This is a genomic window from Sphingopyxis sp. BE259, assembly GCF_031457495.1.
Taxonomy (GTDB): Bacteria; Pseudomonadota; Alphaproteobacteria; order Sphingomonadales; family Sphingomonadaceae; genus Sphingopyxis.
This window is the reverse complement of the sequence record NZ_JAVDWM010000001.1, coordinates 513,289-529,401: the sequence shown is the minus strand read 5'-3', so window position 1 is coordinate 529,401 and position 16,113 is coordinate 513,289. Positions and strand designations below refer to the sequence as shown.

17 protein-coding genes are annotated in these 16,113 nt (G+C 65.6%); 7 read left to right on the top strand and 10 right to left on the bottom strand.

Annotation, left to right across the window (positions count from 1 at the left end; genetic code table 11):
• The 4 genes from J2X44_RS02585 to J2X44_RS02570 are packed head-to-tail and all read left to right on the top strand — an operon-like array spanning nucleotide 1 to nucleotide 2,955.
• A complete protein-coding gene (locus tag J2X44_RS02585) occupies nucleotides 1-1,332 on the top strand; it encodes a bifunctional phosphopantothenoylcysteine decarboxylase/phosphopantothenate synthase (protein ID WP_310087710.1) in 1,332 nt (443 codons plus the stop codon).
• Nucleotides 1,313-1,852 carry a dUTP diphosphatase gene (gene dut / locus J2X44_RS02580; protein WP_405053387.1) on the top strand — a complete coding sequence of 180 codons (540 nt, stop codon included), beginning with the start codon at nucleotides 1,313-1,315 and terminating at the stop codon, nucleotides 1,850-1,852. Before J2X44_RS02585 ends, dut begins: the two co-directional genes overlap by 20 nt.
• Entirely contained in the window at nucleotides 1,853-2,602 is a 750-nt protein-coding gene (locus J2X44_RS02575; protein WP_310087708.1) for a HesA/MoeB/ThiF family protein, read from the top strand.
• Nucleotides 2,590-2,955, top strand: coding sequence for a DsrE family protein (locus tag J2X44_RS02570; RefSeq protein ID WP_310088312.1), 366 nt, complete (start codon nucleotides 2,590-2,592; stop codon nucleotides 2,953-2,955). Before J2X44_RS02575 ends, J2X44_RS02570 begins: the two co-directional genes overlap by 13 nt.
• A 100-nt stretch (nucleotides 2,956-3,055) precedes the next feature.
• Here the strand turns inward: J2X44_RS02570 and J2X44_RS02565 are convergent, their stop codons facing one another.
• From J2X44_RS02565 to dapB, 8 genes are all read right to left on the bottom strand, one after another.
• Nucleotides 3,056-3,775, bottom strand: a complete 720-nt coding sequence (locus J2X44_RS02565; RefSeq protein WP_310087707.1) for a class I SAM-dependent methyltransferase — start codon at nucleotides 3,773-3,775, stop codon at nucleotides 3,056-3,058.
• Nucleotides 3,775-4,902, bottom strand: coding sequence for a peptide chain release factor 2 (gene prfB, locus J2X44_RS02560; RefSeq protein ID WP_310087706.1), 1,128 nt, complete (start codon nucleotides 4,900-4,902; stop codon nucleotides 3,775-3,777). The genes J2X44_RS02565 and prfB overlap by 1 nt, the downstream gene beginning before the upstream one ends.
• Before the next feature lie 243 nt (nucleotides 4,903-5,145).
• The gene (locus J2X44_RS02555; RefSeq protein ID WP_310087705.1) at nucleotides 5,146-7,662 is read right to left on the bottom strand and encodes a transglycosylase domain-containing protein; all 2,517 of its coding nucleotides are present in this window, start codon (nucleotides 7,660-7,662) and stop codon (nucleotides 5,146-5,148) included.
• Between the two features lie 134 nt (nucleotides 7,663-7,796).
• Nucleotides 7,797-8,453, bottom strand: coding sequence for a TetR/AcrR family transcriptional regulator (locus J2X44_RS02550; protein ID WP_310087704.1), 657 nt, complete (start codon nucleotides 8,451-8,453; stop codon nucleotides 7,797-7,799).
• Nucleotides 8,450-9,598 (bottom strand): DSD1 family PLP-dependent enzyme, encoded by a 1,149-nt coding sequence (locus J2X44_RS02545; protein ID WP_310087703.1) that lies wholly within the window; start codon nucleotides 9,596-9,598, stop codon nucleotides 8,450-8,452. Before J2X44_RS02545 ends, J2X44_RS02550 begins: the two co-directional genes overlap by 4 nt.
• The gene (locus tag J2X44_RS02540) at nucleotides 9,595-10,848 is read right to left on the bottom strand and encodes a D-arabinono-1,4-lactone oxidase (protein ID WP_310087702.1); all 1,254 of its coding nucleotides are present in this window, start codon (nucleotides 10,846-10,848) and stop codon (nucleotides 9,595-9,597) included. The genes J2X44_RS02545 and J2X44_RS02540 overlap by 4 nt, the downstream gene beginning before the upstream one ends.
• 259 nt (nucleotides 10,849-11,107) lie before the next feature.
• Entirely contained in the window at nucleotides 11,108-11,764 is a 657-nt protein-coding gene (nth, locus tag J2X44_RS02535; RefSeq protein WP_310087701.1) for an endonuclease III, read from the bottom strand.
• A complete protein-coding gene (gene dapB, locus J2X44_RS02530) occupies nucleotides 11,761-12,495 on the bottom strand; it encodes a 4-hydroxy-tetrahydrodipicolinate reductase (protein WP_310087700.1) in 735 nt (244 codons plus the stop codon). Before dapB ends, nth begins: the two co-directional genes overlap by 4 nt.
• A 108-nt stretch (nucleotides 12,496-12,603) precedes the next feature.
• Between dapB and J2X44_RS02525 the strand changes: the two genes are divergently transcribed.
• Nucleotides 12,604-13,308: an NAD-dependent deacylase gene (locus J2X44_RS02525; RefSeq protein WP_310087699.1), complete on the top strand. Its 705-nt coding sequence runs from the start codon at nucleotides 12,604-12,606 to the stop codon at nucleotides 13,306-13,308.
• A gap of 158 nt (nucleotides 13,309-13,466) precedes the next feature.
• On the opposite strand, the gene tadA is transcribed toward J2X44_RS02525, so the two are convergent.
• A complete protein-coding gene (gene tadA / locus J2X44_RS02520; RefSeq protein ID WP_310087698.1) occupies nucleotides 13,467-13,922 on the bottom strand; it encodes a tRNA adenosine(34) deaminase TadA in 456 nt (151 codons plus the stop codon).
• Between the two features lie 142 nt (nucleotides 13,923-14,064).
• Here tadA and rpmB point away from each other — a divergent pair, with 142 nt between their 5' ends.
• Nucleotides 14,065-14,358 carry a 50S ribosomal protein L28 gene (gene rpmB, locus J2X44_RS02515; protein WP_310087697.1) on the top strand — a complete coding sequence of 98 codons (294 nt, stop codon included), beginning with the start codon at nucleotides 14,065-14,067 and terminating at the stop codon, nucleotides 14,356-14,358.
• Between the two features lie 24 nt (nucleotides 14,359-14,382).
• Here the strand turns inward: rpmB and J2X44_RS02510 are convergent, their stop codons facing one another.
• Nucleotides 14,383-15,393 (bottom strand): esterase-like activity of phytase family protein, encoded by a 1,011-nt coding sequence (locus J2X44_RS02510; RefSeq protein ID WP_310087696.1) that lies wholly within the window; start codon nucleotides 15,391-15,393, stop codon nucleotides 14,383-14,385.
• Between the two features lie 176 nt (nucleotides 15,394-15,569).
• Here J2X44_RS02510 and J2X44_RS02505 point away from each other — a divergent pair, with 176 nt between their 5' ends.
• Nucleotides 15,570-15,977 (top strand): glycine zipper 2TM domain-containing protein, encoded by a 408-nt coding sequence (locus J2X44_RS02505; protein WP_310087695.1) that lies wholly within the window; start codon nucleotides 15,570-15,572, stop codon nucleotides 15,975-15,977.
• Nucleotides 15,978-16,113 lie beyond the last annotated feature (136 nt).

Here is a 16,113-nt window from a genome sequence, read left to right as displayed (position 1 = left end):
ATGATCAAGCCCCGCATCCTGCTCATCATCGGCGGCGGCATCGCCGCGTACAAGAGCATCGAACTTGTCCGCCTGCTCCGCAAATCGGGCTATGTCGTGCGCTGTGTCATCACCCGCGCCGGTGAGCAGTTTGTGACGCCGCTGACGCTCGCGGCGCTGAGCGAGAACAAGGTTTACACCAATCTCTTCGACCTGAAGGACGAGGTCGAGATGGGGCATATCCAGCTGTCGCGCGAGGCTGATCTGGTTGTCGTCGCCCCAGCGACCGCCGACCTGCTGGCGAAGATGGCGGCGGGCATTGCCGACGATCTCGCGACCACCCTGCTGCTCGCGACCGACAAGCCGGTGCTGGCCGCGCCCGCGATGAATGTCCGCATGTGGCTGCACCCGGCGACGCAGCGCAATGTCGCGACGTTGCGCGGCGACGGCGTGACCGTGATGGCGCCCGACGAGGGCGAGATGGCGTGCGGTGAGTTTGGGCCGGGGCGGCTGCCTGAACCCGCTGCGATTTTCGCGGCGATAGAAATCGCTCTTAAGACCGTTCGTGCTGAGCTTGTCGAAGCACCGTCCTTCACGCCCGCCGAAGAAAAGAACAGCCATTCGACAAGCTCAGGACAAACGGTTTTGGGTGGCAGCCTTGCATCGCAACCCGACTTCGCGCCCGCAAATCACCGCCCGCTCTTTGGTCGCCGCATCCTGATCACCGCAGGCCCGACGCACGAGCCGATCGATCCGGTACGCTACATCGCCAACCGGTCGAGCGGCAAACAGGGTTTTGCGATCGCCGAGGCCGCTGCTGCGGCTGGGGCCGAGGTGCTGCTGATCGCCGGTCCCGTTGAGTTGCCGACCCCGCCCGGGGTGATCCGTGTCGATGTCGAAACCGCGGTCGAGATGGCGGCCGAGGTCGAGAAAGGCCTGCCCGTCGATACCGCAATCATGGTCGCCGCGGTCGCCGACTGGCGCGCCGCCGACACCGCGCCGCAAAAGATCAAAAAAGACGGCAGCGGCCAAGTTCCACCGCTCGCGCTGACCGAAAATCCCGATATTCTGGCAAGTGTCGCCAAAAGCCCGCAGCGCCCTGCCCTGCTGGTCGGCTTTGCCGCCGAAACCAACGATGTCATCGCCCACGCCCAGGCCAAGCTGACACGCAAGGGATGCGACTGGATCGTCGCCAACGACGTCGCCGCCGACCCGATGGGCGGCGAGAGCAACCGGGTGCATATCGTTAGCAAAACCGGGATAGACAGCTGGGACCGACTGCCAAAGGCGGCCGTCGCCCGCAAATTGATGGAAAAGATCGCCGATGAGCTCGATGCGCGTAGCCCCCGCTAGCCCGATTGAAATCCGTATTCAGCGGCTGCCCAACGGCGGCGGCCTGCCCCTGCCCGCCTATGCCAGCGATGGCGCCGCGGGGATGGACGTCGTTGCCGCCGAATCGCTGACGATCCGGCCCGGCACCCGCCACGCGGTCGCGACGGGGTTCGCGATGGCGATCCCGTCCGGCTATGAGGTGCAGGTGCGACCGCGATCGGGCCTCGCACTCAAACATGGCATCACCTGCCTCAACACGCCGGGGACGATCGACAGCGACTATCGCGGCGAAGTGAAGGTCATCCTGGCCAATCTGGGCGAGGATAATTTCGACATCAAGCGCGGTGACCGCATCGCCCAGTTGGTCCCGGCACCGGTGCAGCGCGCCAGTTTTGCCGAGGTGACGACGCTCGACGAAACGGAACGCGGCGCGGGCGGGTTCGGATCGACCGGGGTCGAGAGCGAACCTGTTGATGAAACCGCCGACGCCGAAGGGCTGGCATCGCTGTCGGGGATCAAGACCCGACGTTTGAGCGAGTAATTGCTGACCGACGCCGAACTCGACCGCTACGCGCGCCAGATCATCCTGCCGGCGTTCGGTGGCGCCGGGCAGGCGAAGCTGAAGGCCGCGCATGTTGTCCTCGTTGGCGCGGGGGGCATCGGGTGTCCGGCGATCACTTATCTGGCGGCGGCGGGAGTCGGCCGGCTGACGATTATCGATCATGACGTCGTCGAATTGTCGAATCTGCAAAGGCAACCGCTGTTCACCGATGCCGACATCGGGGCGTCGAAAGCCTCGGTCGCGGCAGATGCGGCGCGGCGGATCAACCCGCATGTCGAGGCAGTCGCGGTCGTCCAGCGACTGGACAGAGGCAATGCCAGAGCGCTGCTCGGTGACGCGAGCCTGATCCTCGACGGCTGCGACAATTTTGTTACCCGGCTCGCGGTCAACCGCGCTGCCGCCGCCTTGCAGACCCCGCTGCTTAGCGCCGCCATCGGCGCGTTCGAGGGGCAGGTGGCGCTGTACGAGGGCTGGCGCCCAAGCAGTCCATGCTACGCCTGCCTCGTCGGCGACGATCCCGACCAAGAGGGACTAAACTGCGCCGAAACCGGCGTCATGGGTGCCCTTGCCGGGATGATCGGGACGATGGCGGCGCTCGAAGCGGTGCGCGCGCTGACCGGCTGGGGTCCAGCCCTGACCGGGCGGCTGGCGATCATCGATATGCTCGACCGGCGCTGGCGGGAGGTCGCGATCGCCAAGGATCCGGAGTGTCCGATATGCCGGGGTTGAACATCATCGTCGCTTCGGCCGATGGCGAACGTTTCTACGCCGCGCTCGAGACGGCGGCCGCAGCGGCGGCGCTCGGGCGGTCGGCACGGATATTCCTGCAAGGACCAGCGGTGGCAATGCTGCGCACGCCCATCGCTTTTGCGGGCGATGAGAACCGGCGCGCGGCGGGGCAGCCTGAATTGGTGTCGCTGATCGCCGAGGCGATGGCGATGGATGTGCGGTTAGTCGTCTGTCAGTCGGGCATGGCACTGGTCGGCATGACGGCGAGCGAGTTGGTGCCGCAGGTACGCACCGGCGGGCTGGTGAGCTTTATGGCCGAGATCGGCGATAGCGACCGGTTGGTGGTGTATTAACAAGCGTCGCCCCCGCGAAGGCGGGGGCCGCTAGCGGTCTTTCCTGTCCAAGCCGCGTAAAACGATAGCGGCCCCCGCCTTCGCGGGGGCGACGACTATTTCACGGATTATCACACACCGTAATCGCGTCCGGATCGGGCCGCTTCCCGTCGGGCACGAACCGCGCGAGATACCCCCCGGCATGCTGTTTGTCGTCATAGGACACCAGCTTGTATCCCACCGCCTGAAACTCGCAGACGAGCAGGCGGAACGGCGTGCCATGGTCGGCAATCGCGCGATCGCCATCGACCACGATCACCTGCCCGCCCGCGCGTAGCGCCGGGCGCAGCCGCCACAGAAAGGCATAAGGCTCACCGATCTCATGATACATATGGACCATGAACACGCGGTCGAAACTGGCGGCCGGCAGCCGCGGATCATCGACGGCGCCGAGTTTGAGCGACACATTGTCGAGCCGTTCGCGCGCCACCCGGTCGGCCAGCCGCTCGATCACCTCGGGGATGATGTCCTGCGCCAGCACCCGCCCGCCAGCACCCACCCGCTGCGCCAGGCGCACGGTGTAGTAGCCGTCGCCCGCGCCGATGTCGGCGATTGTCATGCCGGGGCGGACATCCGCCGAGTCCATGACGTCTTCGGCCTCGTTGACGCGGTCGCGCGCTTCTTCGGTCGACCATTTGGTCGAAACGGTCGGCGCCACCGGGCGATCGGCGGGAGGAAATTCGCGCGCGGTTGCCGCGCGGTCGCCGCTGTCATCCCAGGGCGCGTCGCAGCCGCCGAGAAGCGGCATCAACGCGAGCAGGGCGGCGGCGGATCGCGTCATCAATCGATGTCCTCGACCTCGACCTTTTCGCCCGTCACCTTCTGCGACAGCGCCGCAGCCATGAACGGGTCCAGCGCGCCGTCGAGCACGTCGCCGGGTGCGGTCGAGGTCACGCCGGTGCGCAGGTCCTTCACCAGCTGATAGGGCTGGAGGACATAGGAACGGATCTGGTGGCCCCAGCCGATCTCGGTCTTTGCCTGATATTCGCCCGACGCCGCGGCTTCGCGTTTTTGCAGTTCGGCTTCGTACATCCGCGCTTTGAGCATCCCCATCGCGGTCGCGCGGTTCTTGTGCTGCGATCGGTCGTTCTGGCTGGCGACGACGATGCCGGTCGGGATGTGCGTGATACGCACTGCCGAATCGGTGGTGTTGACGTGCTGGCCGCCCGCGCCCGAGGCGCGGTAGGTGTCGATCTTGAGGTCGCCTTCGTTGATCTCGATGTCGATATTATCATCGATCACCGGATAGACCCAGACCGACGAGAAGCTGGTGTGGCGCCGCGCCGAGCTGTCGTAGGGCGAAATGCGGACCAGGCGGTGGACCCCGCTTTCGGTCTTCGAATAGCCATAGGCATTCTCGCCCTTGACCAGCATCGTTGCCGATTTGATGCCCGCCTGCTCGCCCGCCTGATATTCGACCAGCTCGACCTTGAACCCGCGCTTTTCGGCCCAGCGGCCGTACATGCGCTGGAGCATTTCGGCCCAGTCCTGGCTTTCGGTGCCGCCCGCGCCCGCATGAACTTCGATATAGGCGTCGTTGGCGTCGGCCTCGCCCGCGAGAAGCGCCCGGATCTTGTCCTCTTCGGCGCGCGCCGCAAGCGTTGCCAGCGAGGCCACAGCCTCATCGACCATCGCCTCATCGCCTTCCATTTCGGCGAGTTCGATCAGTTCGGCGGTGTCGGCGCATTCGGTTTCGATAGCGCGCGTCGCGGTGATCGCGGCGTCGAGCCGCTGCCGCTCGCGCATGACTTCCTGCGCCGCCTTGGGGCTGTCCCACAAAGTCGGATCCTCGACCTTGGCATTCAGCTCGTCGAGCCGCCGCACGGCGCGATCCCAGTCGAGAAAACGCCGCAGCAGCGCCAGCGCGGCGCCAATCTTGTCGATATGATCCTGCGCTTCGGCGCGCATGTCCTTGCTCCTGAAACTAGTGAAAACCGGCCATAGAGACCGGCGTGATTTCTAACAAGGCCGCATCCCCTTGCTCCGTTTGCCCTGAGGAGCCATTGAGCTTGTCGAAATGGCGTCTCGAAGGATCGCGGCGTTGCAATCCTTCGAGACGGGTCCCTTCGACTGCCTTGCAGGCGCTCAGGACAGGCTTCGACAGGCTCAGCCCCTCCTCAGGACGAACGGTCTATGAGTTCGACCTACGGGTCAGATGATGCCGCCGCGGTCGTCGAGGAAGTCGTTGTCGCTGCGCCCCGCCGGGCCTTGCCGCACCGGCGCGTCCTGCCGCCGGGGGGTCTTCACCGGCTGGATTTCCTCTTCGCGGATCGTCCGGCGCGGTTCGCTTTCGGGCTTGAACGCTTCCCAGATGATCGATGCTTTCGGATCGGTCCCCGGCCAGCTGCCATAGACGCGGCGGCCCGACCGGCGGTCGATGCGGACCATCCGCACGCCTTTGGGCGCCGCGAATGGAATCGGCTGGCGATCGGCGAGCGCCGCGAGCGCAAAATCCTTGAAGATCGGCGCGGCATAGCTGCCGCCCTGGGCATAGCCGCCCATGCTGCGCGGCTGATCGAAACCGATATACATGCCCGCGATCACGTCGGGGGTGCCGCCGACGAACCACACGTCGTTCGGCCCCGTGGTCGTGCCGGTCTTGCCGAACAGTGGCACATTCAGGTCGCGCAGCCGCACCGCGGTGCCGCGCTGGACGACGCCCTCGAGCATATGGACGACCTGATAGGCGGTCATCGGGTCCATCAGCTGCTTGCCCGATTTGGCAAAGCGCGGCATCGGGCGCCCGTCCCAATCCTTTTTGTTGCAACCGTCGCACGGCTTCCAGCTTTTCGGAAAAATCACTTTGCCGCGGCGGTCCTGAGCGTAGTCGATCACGCGCGGGGTCAGCGCGCGGCCATGGTTGGCGAGCATCGCATAGGCGTTGGTGATCTTTTCGACCGTCGTCGATCCGGCGCCGAGCGCGGTCGACAGATAAGGCTCATGCTTGCCGATGCCCATCGCCTGGATGGTTTCGACGATCGGCTCCATGCCGATCTGGCTGGCGGTCTTGACCGTCATCAGGTTGCGCGACTGTTCGAGCCCCCAGCGCATCGTATGTTCGCCGCTGCCCCCCGAATTGCCGAAGTTGCGGAAGCATTTATTGCCGAGCGCCGCGCCCTGATAGACGCAAAACGGCCCGTCGACGATCATCGTCGCCGGGGTCATACCATTGTCGAGCGCGGCGGCATAAACGAACGGCTTGATCGTCGATCCCGGCTGGCGCTGCGCCTGCGTCGCGCGGTTGAACGGCGACAAGCGGACGTCGAAGCCGCCCTGCATCGCATAGATACGGCCCGAATGCGGACTTTCGACGACCATGCCACCCGACACTTCGGGAATGTTGCGGAGGGCGTAGCTGTTACCGCCGGTCGATTTGACCACGATCAGGTCGCCGGGGCGCATTGCCGAAAACGCATTGCCGCCGGTCTTGCGATAGCCGAGCGTCGCGGCGCCGGCGGGCAGCGTCCCGGTATCGCCGTTGGCAAAACCGATTTGGACCGCACCCGCTGATTTCGATAGCACGGCCGCCACGCGCCAATTGTCGTAATCGATGCCGATGAAACTTGACGCCAGGCGGCTCTGCCACTGGTCGTCAGCCTCGATCGTCGCGATCGGTCCCGACCAGCCCTTACCCGCGTCATAGCGCTGGAGCCCCTTGCGCAGCGCCATCGTCGCGCCGGTCTGCATCTTGCCGTCGTAAGGCGTGCGGACCCACAGCCCGCCCGCATAGACACTGAGCGGGCCATCGTCGGCGGTTTCGCCGAACTGTGCGATCAACTGGCGCCGCACCTCTTCCATATAATAGCCGCCGACCTGCGCGATCGCGGTATTGCCGCTGTTCGTAAGGCCGAGCGGCATGGCGCGCGCAGCGTCGCGCTGCGCCGCGGTGATCCAGCCATTGTCCTCCATCGACCCGAGCACAAAATTGCGCCGCGCCAGCGCCTCGGCTTCGTTGCGCGTCCGGCCATATTTTTCGGGCGCCTTGGGCAGGATTGCGAGGAACGCCATTTCGTGGAGCTGGAGCTGATCGACATCCTTGTCGAAATAGGCGCGACTCGCTGCCTGCACCCCGAAGGCGCGGCGACCGAGCGGGATTTCATTGAGATACAGCTCGAGAATCTGTTCCTTGGTCAGCGCATCCTCGATCCGCATCGCCAGGATCGCCTCGCGCACCTTGCGGCGATAGCTCAGCTCATTGGTCAGCAGCAGGTTCTTGGCGACCTGCTGGGTGATCGTCGATGCACCGATCGGGCGGCCGCTGTTGGTCAAATTGGTGACGATCGCCGACGCGATGCCCGGATAATCGATGCCGCCGTGGCTGAAAAAGGTCTTGTCCTCCGCCGCGAGGAACGAGCGCACCAGCAGCTGCGGATATTCGCTATAATCCAGCTGGACGCGGCGTTCGCGCGCATAGCTGTGCACCGGCTTGCCCTCGCCGTCGCGGACCATCGTCGGCAGTGGCGGTTCGTAATCGCGTAGCTGGTCGACCGACGGCAAATCGCGCGCGAAAACAACCCAGATCAGCGCGAGAAACAGAACGCCTGCGAGCGCGAGATAGCCGAGCCAGCGGAACCAACGCCGCGTCCACATGCCGCGCAGCCAGGCGATGACGGCATTGCTGTCGCGGCGCAGGCGCAGGCGGAAATCGGGCGGGCTGTCGGCGGCCATATGCCCCCGCCTCTAAAGCGTGGATCGCCGAAAGGGAAGCGTGCTTGCGGCAAGGCGCCATTCTACTCCCCTCCCACTTGCGGGAGGGGTCGGGGGAGGGCTTGTTTCCACAGGATCGGTGGACACGCCCTCCCCTAACCCCTCCCGCCCGCGGGAGGGGGACTGGTCAGTTCGAGCAATGACGCGCGCAACATCGCTGCGACATCGGTCAGCACAACAGCCCCCGAAACCCGATCTTCCTCGTACAGCATCTCGTCGGCGGCAAAGCCGAGTTCGACCGCAAGCCGCAACCGCGACCACAGTGGCCGGCGGTCGGGTGCAGCAAGATGCTGCGCGCAAGCGTCAGCCAAGCGATCGGTCACATGACGATGCGATGCAAGCCGGACATGGACCAGCCGCGGCGACGCGTGGAGCGCGCGCAAGATCCACACTGCGCCGGGCTCGGCGCGCGTCACCGCGGCGTTTTCCGCGAGGAGATCGCCGATATGGTCGGCCATCGCCGCAATCCCGCCAGAGGCATGCCGCGCCAGCCAGCCCTCCAGCACATCGTTCTGCCGGTCCATCAACCGCCGCCCCAGCGCTTCCAGCACCGCATATTTGTCGCCGAAATAGCGGTAGAGCGCGGGCGGCGTCAGCCCGGCGCGCGCCGCGATCATATTGGTCGAGATCCGCTCGATCCCGACCTCGGTCAGCAGCGTGCCCGCGACATCAAGCAACCGTTCGCGGGTCAGATGCGCGCGATCCTGTTGCGGCGGACGCTTGATGGCAGGTGCGCGGTCCGCCGCGATCATCGCGCCCGCCCGCGCGCACTGACTGGCCAGATATCAACCAGCGTCTCGCCCGCGACGACGTGATAGCTGTCGTAGAGGTTCACTGTCGGGTCGCAGTGCGGCACGGTCAGGCTGACCGGGGCGCCGGGGGCCAGCAGCGCGCCGATGCCGGGGGCGATCAGCGCCGCATGTTCGTCGCCCATGAAGGCGAAAAACGCAGCCTCGGGCGCGCCGCGCTGGACCACCGCGATGCCGCCATCGGTCGAGAGCGATTTATACCCGGCATCGATGGTGACGAGGCCGCTGTGGTTGGCGCTGACCACGCGCGCATCGACCGACAGCGACACTTCGAACGGCGGTTCGCCGTCCTCGCCCGTCAGGTCGCAGTCGAGATATTGCTTGTCCATGAAGACATAGCTGCCCGCCTGCAATTCCGTGAAGACGCCCAGGTCAAGGTCGATGCGGTGAGTGCCGGTGCCCGATCCGGTAACGATGCCCGGCGCAAAGCCAGCGTCGGCCAGCGCCGCGATGACGCTTTGCAGATAGGCGGTACGCTCGACGATCGCAGCGCGGCGGTCGGCATAGTGTTCAATATGCTGCTGCGATCCGCAGTAGAATTGCACCCCGCGATATTCGAGATTCGGCGCGGCGGCGATGGTCGTGGCCAGCGCCACCGCCGCCTCCGACGAGGCGACGCCGGTGCGCGCGATGCCGGGGTCGATGTCGATGACCACGTCGAGCCGCGCGTCGGCGGCCGCCAGAGCCGCATCGATGCGCCCCGCGACGTCGGGATGATCGACGACGGCCATCAGGCCGTCGGCGCGGGCCGCCAGCGCGGCGAGCCGCTCGATCGCGCGCGGCGCCGCGACCGGCGAGGTAATGAGGATGCCCGTCACGCCCCCCTCGCTCAGCGCCTCGGCCTCGCCAATCTTGGCGCAGCACACCCCAACGGCGCCCGCGCCGATCTGACGCTTGGCGATGTCGACGCTCTTGTGCGTCTTGGCATGTGGCCGCAGCGCCACGCCTTGGCTGGCCGCCAACGCAGCCATCGCTGTGATATTGCGATCAAGCGCCTCGACGTCGAGCACCAGCACCGGAGTATTGAGGTCGGCGCGCGACCCTTGCTGGCCGATCAGATGCGCGTGGAGGTCGCGGTCGGTGGTCATGCGAACAGGCTTTCGAGATGCGGGTTGAGGAATTTGCCGTCAGGGTCGGCGGCGCGGCGGACGGCATTGTAGCGCCCCGCCATCGGATAGAGCGCCGCGACATCGGCGCGGGTCAGCGTGTGGCGTTTCGCCCAATGCGGCCGCCCGCCATGGCCGCGGAAGATCGTCTCGGCCGCGGCGAACAGGTTTCGCCACGGCATTTTGGCATATTGGTGCATCGAAATCGCCGCGACGGGTCCGGCGTTCATCGGGCTCATCCAGATGTCGTCGGCAGCGACGGTGCGAAACTCGAACGGAAAAGTCACGGGCAGGCGTTTCCGACGGATCCAGCCGACAACCTCGGCAAGCGTGTCGAGCCCGACCGCGCGCGGCATTTCATATTCCATTTCCTCGAATCGCAGATTGCGGTCGGACGGAAAGACCAGATGCGCCGGACCGCGGCGGCGTCCTGAAATGCCGCTTCTCATCATCAGCCGCTGGAGTGTCGGGGTGAGGAAGGGCAGGCGCGCCGAAATGTTCAGAATGCGGCGAAAACTCGCCTCCTCCATATCGGTCGTGGTCGGCGGCGGGTCGCACGGATCGCACGGGTCGAGCGTTTTCAGGATCACATCGTCGCTGTGCGGAAAGAACCAGAATTCGACGTGGCGGTGCTGACGGACGAGGTCGTCATAGCTTTCGCGGACTTCGGCCCAGCGGCGCTTTTCGATCCGTTCGGAGAGGTAAAAGGCCGGGACGACCGCGACCTCGATCTCGGTCGCGACCCCGAACAGCCCAAGCGACAGCCGCTGCGCCTGATAGAGGTCGGGGTTGGTGACGGCGTCGCACCAATGCGCCTCGCCATCGGCGCCGATCAGCCGGAAGCCGCGCGCAAAGGTCGCGAGCGAGCCGAGATCGGCGCCGGTGCCGTGCGTCCCGGTCGCCATCGCCCCGGCGAGCGACTGCGGATTGACGTCGCCCTGATTGGCCAGCGCCAATCCTTCGTCCCACAGCGCCGCGGTCAGTCGGCGGATACTCCACCCCGCCGGAATGTGCGCGGTCCGGCGATCGGCGGCGCTGTGCATCTCGCCCGCCAGATCGTCGAGGCTGACAATCAGCTCGTCCGATTCGCACAGCGGCATGAAACTGTGCCCGGCGCCGATAACGCGCAGCTTGCGCGCACTGCGGATGAGCGCGGCGAGTTCGTCCTCGCTATGCGGGCGGGCGATTTGCGCCGCCGCGGTGACGCTGCCCGACCAGTTGCTCCAGCTCATGCCTCTCTCCCGCCGCCCGCGCGACGACGCTGGTCGGCGGCAAAAAGTTAGTCAAGACTATATTTAGGTGTTGGCGTGGCTGCTTTCGACCGATAGCGGACATAAACTTTCGTCATCCCGGGCTTGATCCGGGATCCCTGCGCCCTCTCAAGATTGCCGCGGCGCAAGGGGTCATGGACCCCGGATCAAGTCCGGGGTGACGAGGGTGGGGAACGTCCGCTCCCCACCCCAAAGCCGACATTTGTGAAAAAGAAGCGGGTCAACCGGCCTGCCACCCCTTCGGCGGCGCCGTCTTTGGTTTGAACCGGCACAGATCGACCACCGGGCAACGCCAGCATTCCGGCGTGCGTGCCTTGCAGATGTAGCGGCCGTGAAGGATCAGCCAATGGTGCGCGCCGACGCGGAACGGGCCGGGGGTGCCTTTCTCCAGCGCCTTTTCGACCGCCAGCACGGTCTTGCCGGGCGCTAGGCCGGTGCGATTGCCGACGCGAAAAATATGGGTGTCGACGGCAAAGGTTTCCGCCCCAAAGGCGCAGTTCATCACGACATTGGCGGTCTTGCGCCCGACCCCCGGCAATTCGACCAGCGTGTCGCGGTCGGCGGGGATTTCGCCGCCAAAATCGCGGACGAGGATTTCGGAGAGCGCGATGACGTTTTTCGCCTTGCCATTGAACAGCCCGATCGTCTTGATATGATCCTTCAGGCCATCTTCGCCCAGATCGATCATCTGCTGCGGCGTCGTCACGTCCGCGAACAATCGCCGCGTCGCCTTGTTCACCCCGACGTCGGTCGCCTGCGCCGACAGCACCACCGCCACGAGCAATTGATAGGTGTTGCCATAGGCCAGTTCGGTTTCGGGCGCCGGGTTCAGTTCGGCAAGGCGGCGGTAGAATTCGAAAATATCGGCCTTTTTCACCGGTCGGGCAGCCCCAGCACCTGCGGCATTATGTAGCGCCCCGGCTGTTGCCCGGTCAGCCACAGCGCGGCGCGCACCGCGCCGCGGGCAAAGATCATGCGGTTTTCGGCGCGGTGCGACAAAGTGATCATTTCCTCCGGCCCGGCAAAGATCACGTCATGATCCCCCGCGACGGTGCCGCCGCGCAGGCTGGCAAAGCCTATGTTACCGCGCCCGCGCGCGCCGGTGACCCCATCGCGGCCGCGCTCGGAAGCCGCGGCAAGGTCGATCCCGCGTCCGTCGGCGGCCGCCTGCCCTAGCAGCAGCGCGGTGCCGCTGGGCGCATCGACCTTCATCCGGTGATGCATTTCGACGATTTCGATGTCATATTCGGGATCGAGCCGCGCCGCCGCCTCGCGCACCAGATGTGCGAGCAACGTGACGCCGAGCGAGGTGTTGCCGGTCTGGAGCACCGCGATGTCGGCGGCGGCATCGTCGATCAGATAATGATGGCGTTCCTCCAGTCCAGTCGTGCCGATGACGACCGGCTTCTTCGACGCGATGCAGGCGTCCAGCGTCGCTTCGAGCGCCGCGGGCGACGAGAAATCGACGAGGACGTCGGCTTCACTAGCCAGTTCCAGGACGTCGCCGCCCTTGTCGATTCCGCAGCGCTGCTGCCCCGCTTCCGCAATCGCCGCGGCGAGCGCGACGCCCATCCGGCCTTCTCTGCCGATAATGCCGATGCTGGTCATGACCCCTGATCCCCGTTTGCCCTGAGCTTGTCGAAGGGCCGTACTTGTTCCAAACCGCCATAAGAGGAAGGACAGTCCTTCGACAAGCTCAGGACGAACGGAGTTAGTGTGCCCCCTATCAAGAACATCGTCATCCTGACCGGCGCGGGCGTATCCGCCGAAAGCGGCATCGACACGTTTCGCGACGGCGGCGGATTGTGGGAACAGCACCGCGTCGAAGATGTCGCGACCCCCGAGGCATTCGCGCGCGACCCCGATCTGGTGCTGCGATTCTATGACATGCGGCGCGAGGCAATCCAGACCAAGGTGCCGAACGCCGCGCATGACGCGCTGGCGCGGCTCGATGCCGCATGGCCGGGCGAATTGCTGATCGTGACGCAAAATGTCGACGATCTGCACGAGCGCGCCGGGGCAAGACGGCTGATCCATATGCATGGCGAGCATCTGAACGCATGGTGCACCGCGTGCGACGCGCGGAGCCCATGGACCGGAACGCTGCTCGATCGCCCCGCCTGTCTGGCGTGCGGCGCGGCGGGAACGCTGCGCCCCGACATCGTGTGGTTCGGCGAAATGCCGTACCGGATGGACGAGATCTACTACGCGCTGAATCGTGCCGACCTGTTCGTATCGATCGGGACGTCGGGCGCGGTGTATCCGGCGGCGGGGTTTGTGCGCGAGGCGCGGCAGGCGGGGGCGCGGACGCTGGAACTGAATATGGAGCCAAGCCAAGGCAGCCATTGGTTCGCCGAGGCACGGCATGGGCCAGCGGGAGTGCTGGTGCCGGAATGGGTGGAGGAGGTTTTGGGGAATTAGCTGCGACAGGTAACGAGGGTTGCGGTCGCTGCCCCCCTGTCGTCACCCCGGACTTGATCCGGGGTCCATGACTTCAGCGCCGCCGTGGATCCCGGATCAAGTCCGGGATGACGAAGATGGCAAACGTCCGCTTCCCACCCAAACGCAGACCTTCGTATTCACCGCCGCGCGGCGAAGAAATCCCGCAGCAGCGCCGCCGCCTCCCCTGCCCCGATCCCGTCATACACTTCAGGCCGGTGATGCACCGTCGGCTGGGCAAAAACGCGCGGGCCGTGGACGACCGCGCCGCCTTTCGAATCGTCAGCGCCATAATAAAGACGGGCGATGCGGGCATGGGCGATCGCGCCCGCGCACATCGCACAGGGTTCGAGGGTGACGTACAGATCGCAGCCGTCGAGCCGTTCGTTGCCGAGCGCCCGCGCGGCGGCGCGAATCGCGACGATTTCGGCGTGCGCAGTGGGATCGTGCGATTCGCGGGGGCGATTATGACCCTCGCCGATAATCGTCCCGTCCTTGACGACAACCGCGCCGACCGGCACTTCGCCCGCATCGGCTGCGGCTTTCGCGAGGTTCAGCGCCGCGCGCATCGGTTCGGGGAGCGGAAATTGCGGCATCGCTTTTCCCGCTAGTCGCTTGACGAATCTGCGGCAAGCCGATAAGCGCGCGCCTTTCCCGGCTCACTCCGGTCCTGCCTTCCCCGATTTCACGGGAAGCGCCCGGACGCCGAACCGAAATTTTTGTACGAGGACAAACAGCATGTCGCGCATCTGCGAACTGACCGGCAAGGGTCGCATGGTAGGCAACAATGTCAGCCACGCCAACAACAAGACCAAGCGCACTTTCCTGCCCAACCTGCAGAATGTGACGTTGCTGTCGGACGCGCTGGGCAAGGGCGTCAAGATGCGCGTGTCGACCCACGGCCTGCGCACGGTCGAACATAATGGCGGCCTCGACAACTGGCTGGTCAAGGCCAGCGACGACCAGCTGTCGGCTTCGGCGCGCAAGGTGAAGAAGGAAGTCGCGAAAAAGCTGGCCGAAAAGACCGCCTAAGCGCTTTCAAATCGCCAAAAGCAATCAGGCCGCCGGTTTCCGCGCGGCCTTTTTGCTGTCCGGCATTTCCCTTCGCGGCAGACTGGTCAGCTCGAACTGGAGCAACAGGCTGCGCTGCCAGCGGTTGAAATTATCGTCGGCGACCAGCCACAAATAGGTCCTCCCGCGCTCGACCGTCACCGCGGCGCCTTCGTAATTTTCGGCAAGTGGCCGGGGAACACGGCCGATCTTTCGCGACCGCACAACGGCATCACGCGCGATGCTGGCGGGATCGACGACAGCGACAATCGTCGTAAACACCGGGTCGAAACCAAGCCGCCGGTGAACGAGCAGGACGCGCCCGTCGGGAAGCGCCGCGGCGTCGCTCACCAGCCCCTTGCCGCGCGAATCATAGAAAAAGCGGATCGGCGCCGGTCCGGGCGCGGCCGGGTCACCCGTGTAGAGCAGCGCCGCCGTCCCGCGCGGGTCGTCGTCGGCGTCTTCGGAAAACACCAGCGTGCGTCCGTCGGCGAGCCGCGCCATCGCTTCGGCGCCGCGATTCGCCGGCCAGCGCGGTGGAGGCAGGCGGCGGCGCGATTCGATCGCGCCGAGACCGCGATCAAGCCGCCATATCTGATTGGTCCCTTCCAGCGCGATCCAGGCGTGACCGCTGACCGGATCGATAAACAGCGCTTCGGTGTCGGCCATGGCTTTGGTTGCACGGCGGCCGTCGGGGGTCGGCAGCGGGCGGATGCTGACCTTTGCCACCGCGCCGCGGGCGTCCACCGTCAACCGTGTGTGATAGCCATTGTCGCCGATCAGCTGGAACTGCCCCGCCCCCGGTCGCGCCAGCGCCGAAAAGCCGCCGAAGCGGCTGTTGGGGCTGACCAGACGCCAGCCGCGCACATAACGCATCGTCCCGCCTGCCTCCGCCGCGAACATCAGGGGGCGCGCCGCAGCGCGCTGGGTCAAGTCGTCGATGGGAAAACGCTGCACCGTCCCCGGCACCGGTCCGATGACAAGGAAGATCATGGCGGCAAAAAAAAGACGGCGCATCGGCGCGGGTTAGGGCGGCGCGGCGCGAAAGGGAAGCGTTCCGGGGTGCGAAGCTGAACGCCAGCCAACAAGCGCGTTCAGGGTCGGCTCAATGCGAATCGCTCATAACCCCTTCATCGAACACCGCCCAGACGGGCAGCCCCAAGGGGCCAAACGACGAAAGAAGGAGAACGACGATGAAAAAGATGGTGACCCTCTCGATCGCCGCCCTGATGTCCACCGCGACGCTGGGCATGGCGGCTCCCGCTGCGGCACAGAACGGCTATTACGACCGTGACGGCTACTCGAGCTACAATGTTGGCTATGACCGCGACGACCGTCGCTATGACCGTCGTTACGATCGTCGCGCCGATCGCCGCGATTATCGCCAGGACCGTCGCTATAACCAGCAGCGTTACAACAACCGCAATTATCGCCAGTGCGACAAGGGCACCGGCGGCACGATCATCGGCGCAATCGCCGGTGGCCTCGCCGGCCATGAAATCGCCGGCCGCGGCGACCGCGCCGTCGGCACGATCATCGGCGGCGCAGTCGGCGCCATCGCCGGCCGCGCTATCGACAAGGGGAATGACGGCTGCCGTTAAGGGCTGTCCCGACCTCCAATAATTTCCTTTCCCCCTTCACCTCGCCCGGCCCAGCCGGGCGGGGTTTTCTTTGTCTTGCACGGCGGCGGATGCCGCGGGGTTGCCTAAAACGCTGCGAAAGCGTAGGTTCTGGCCC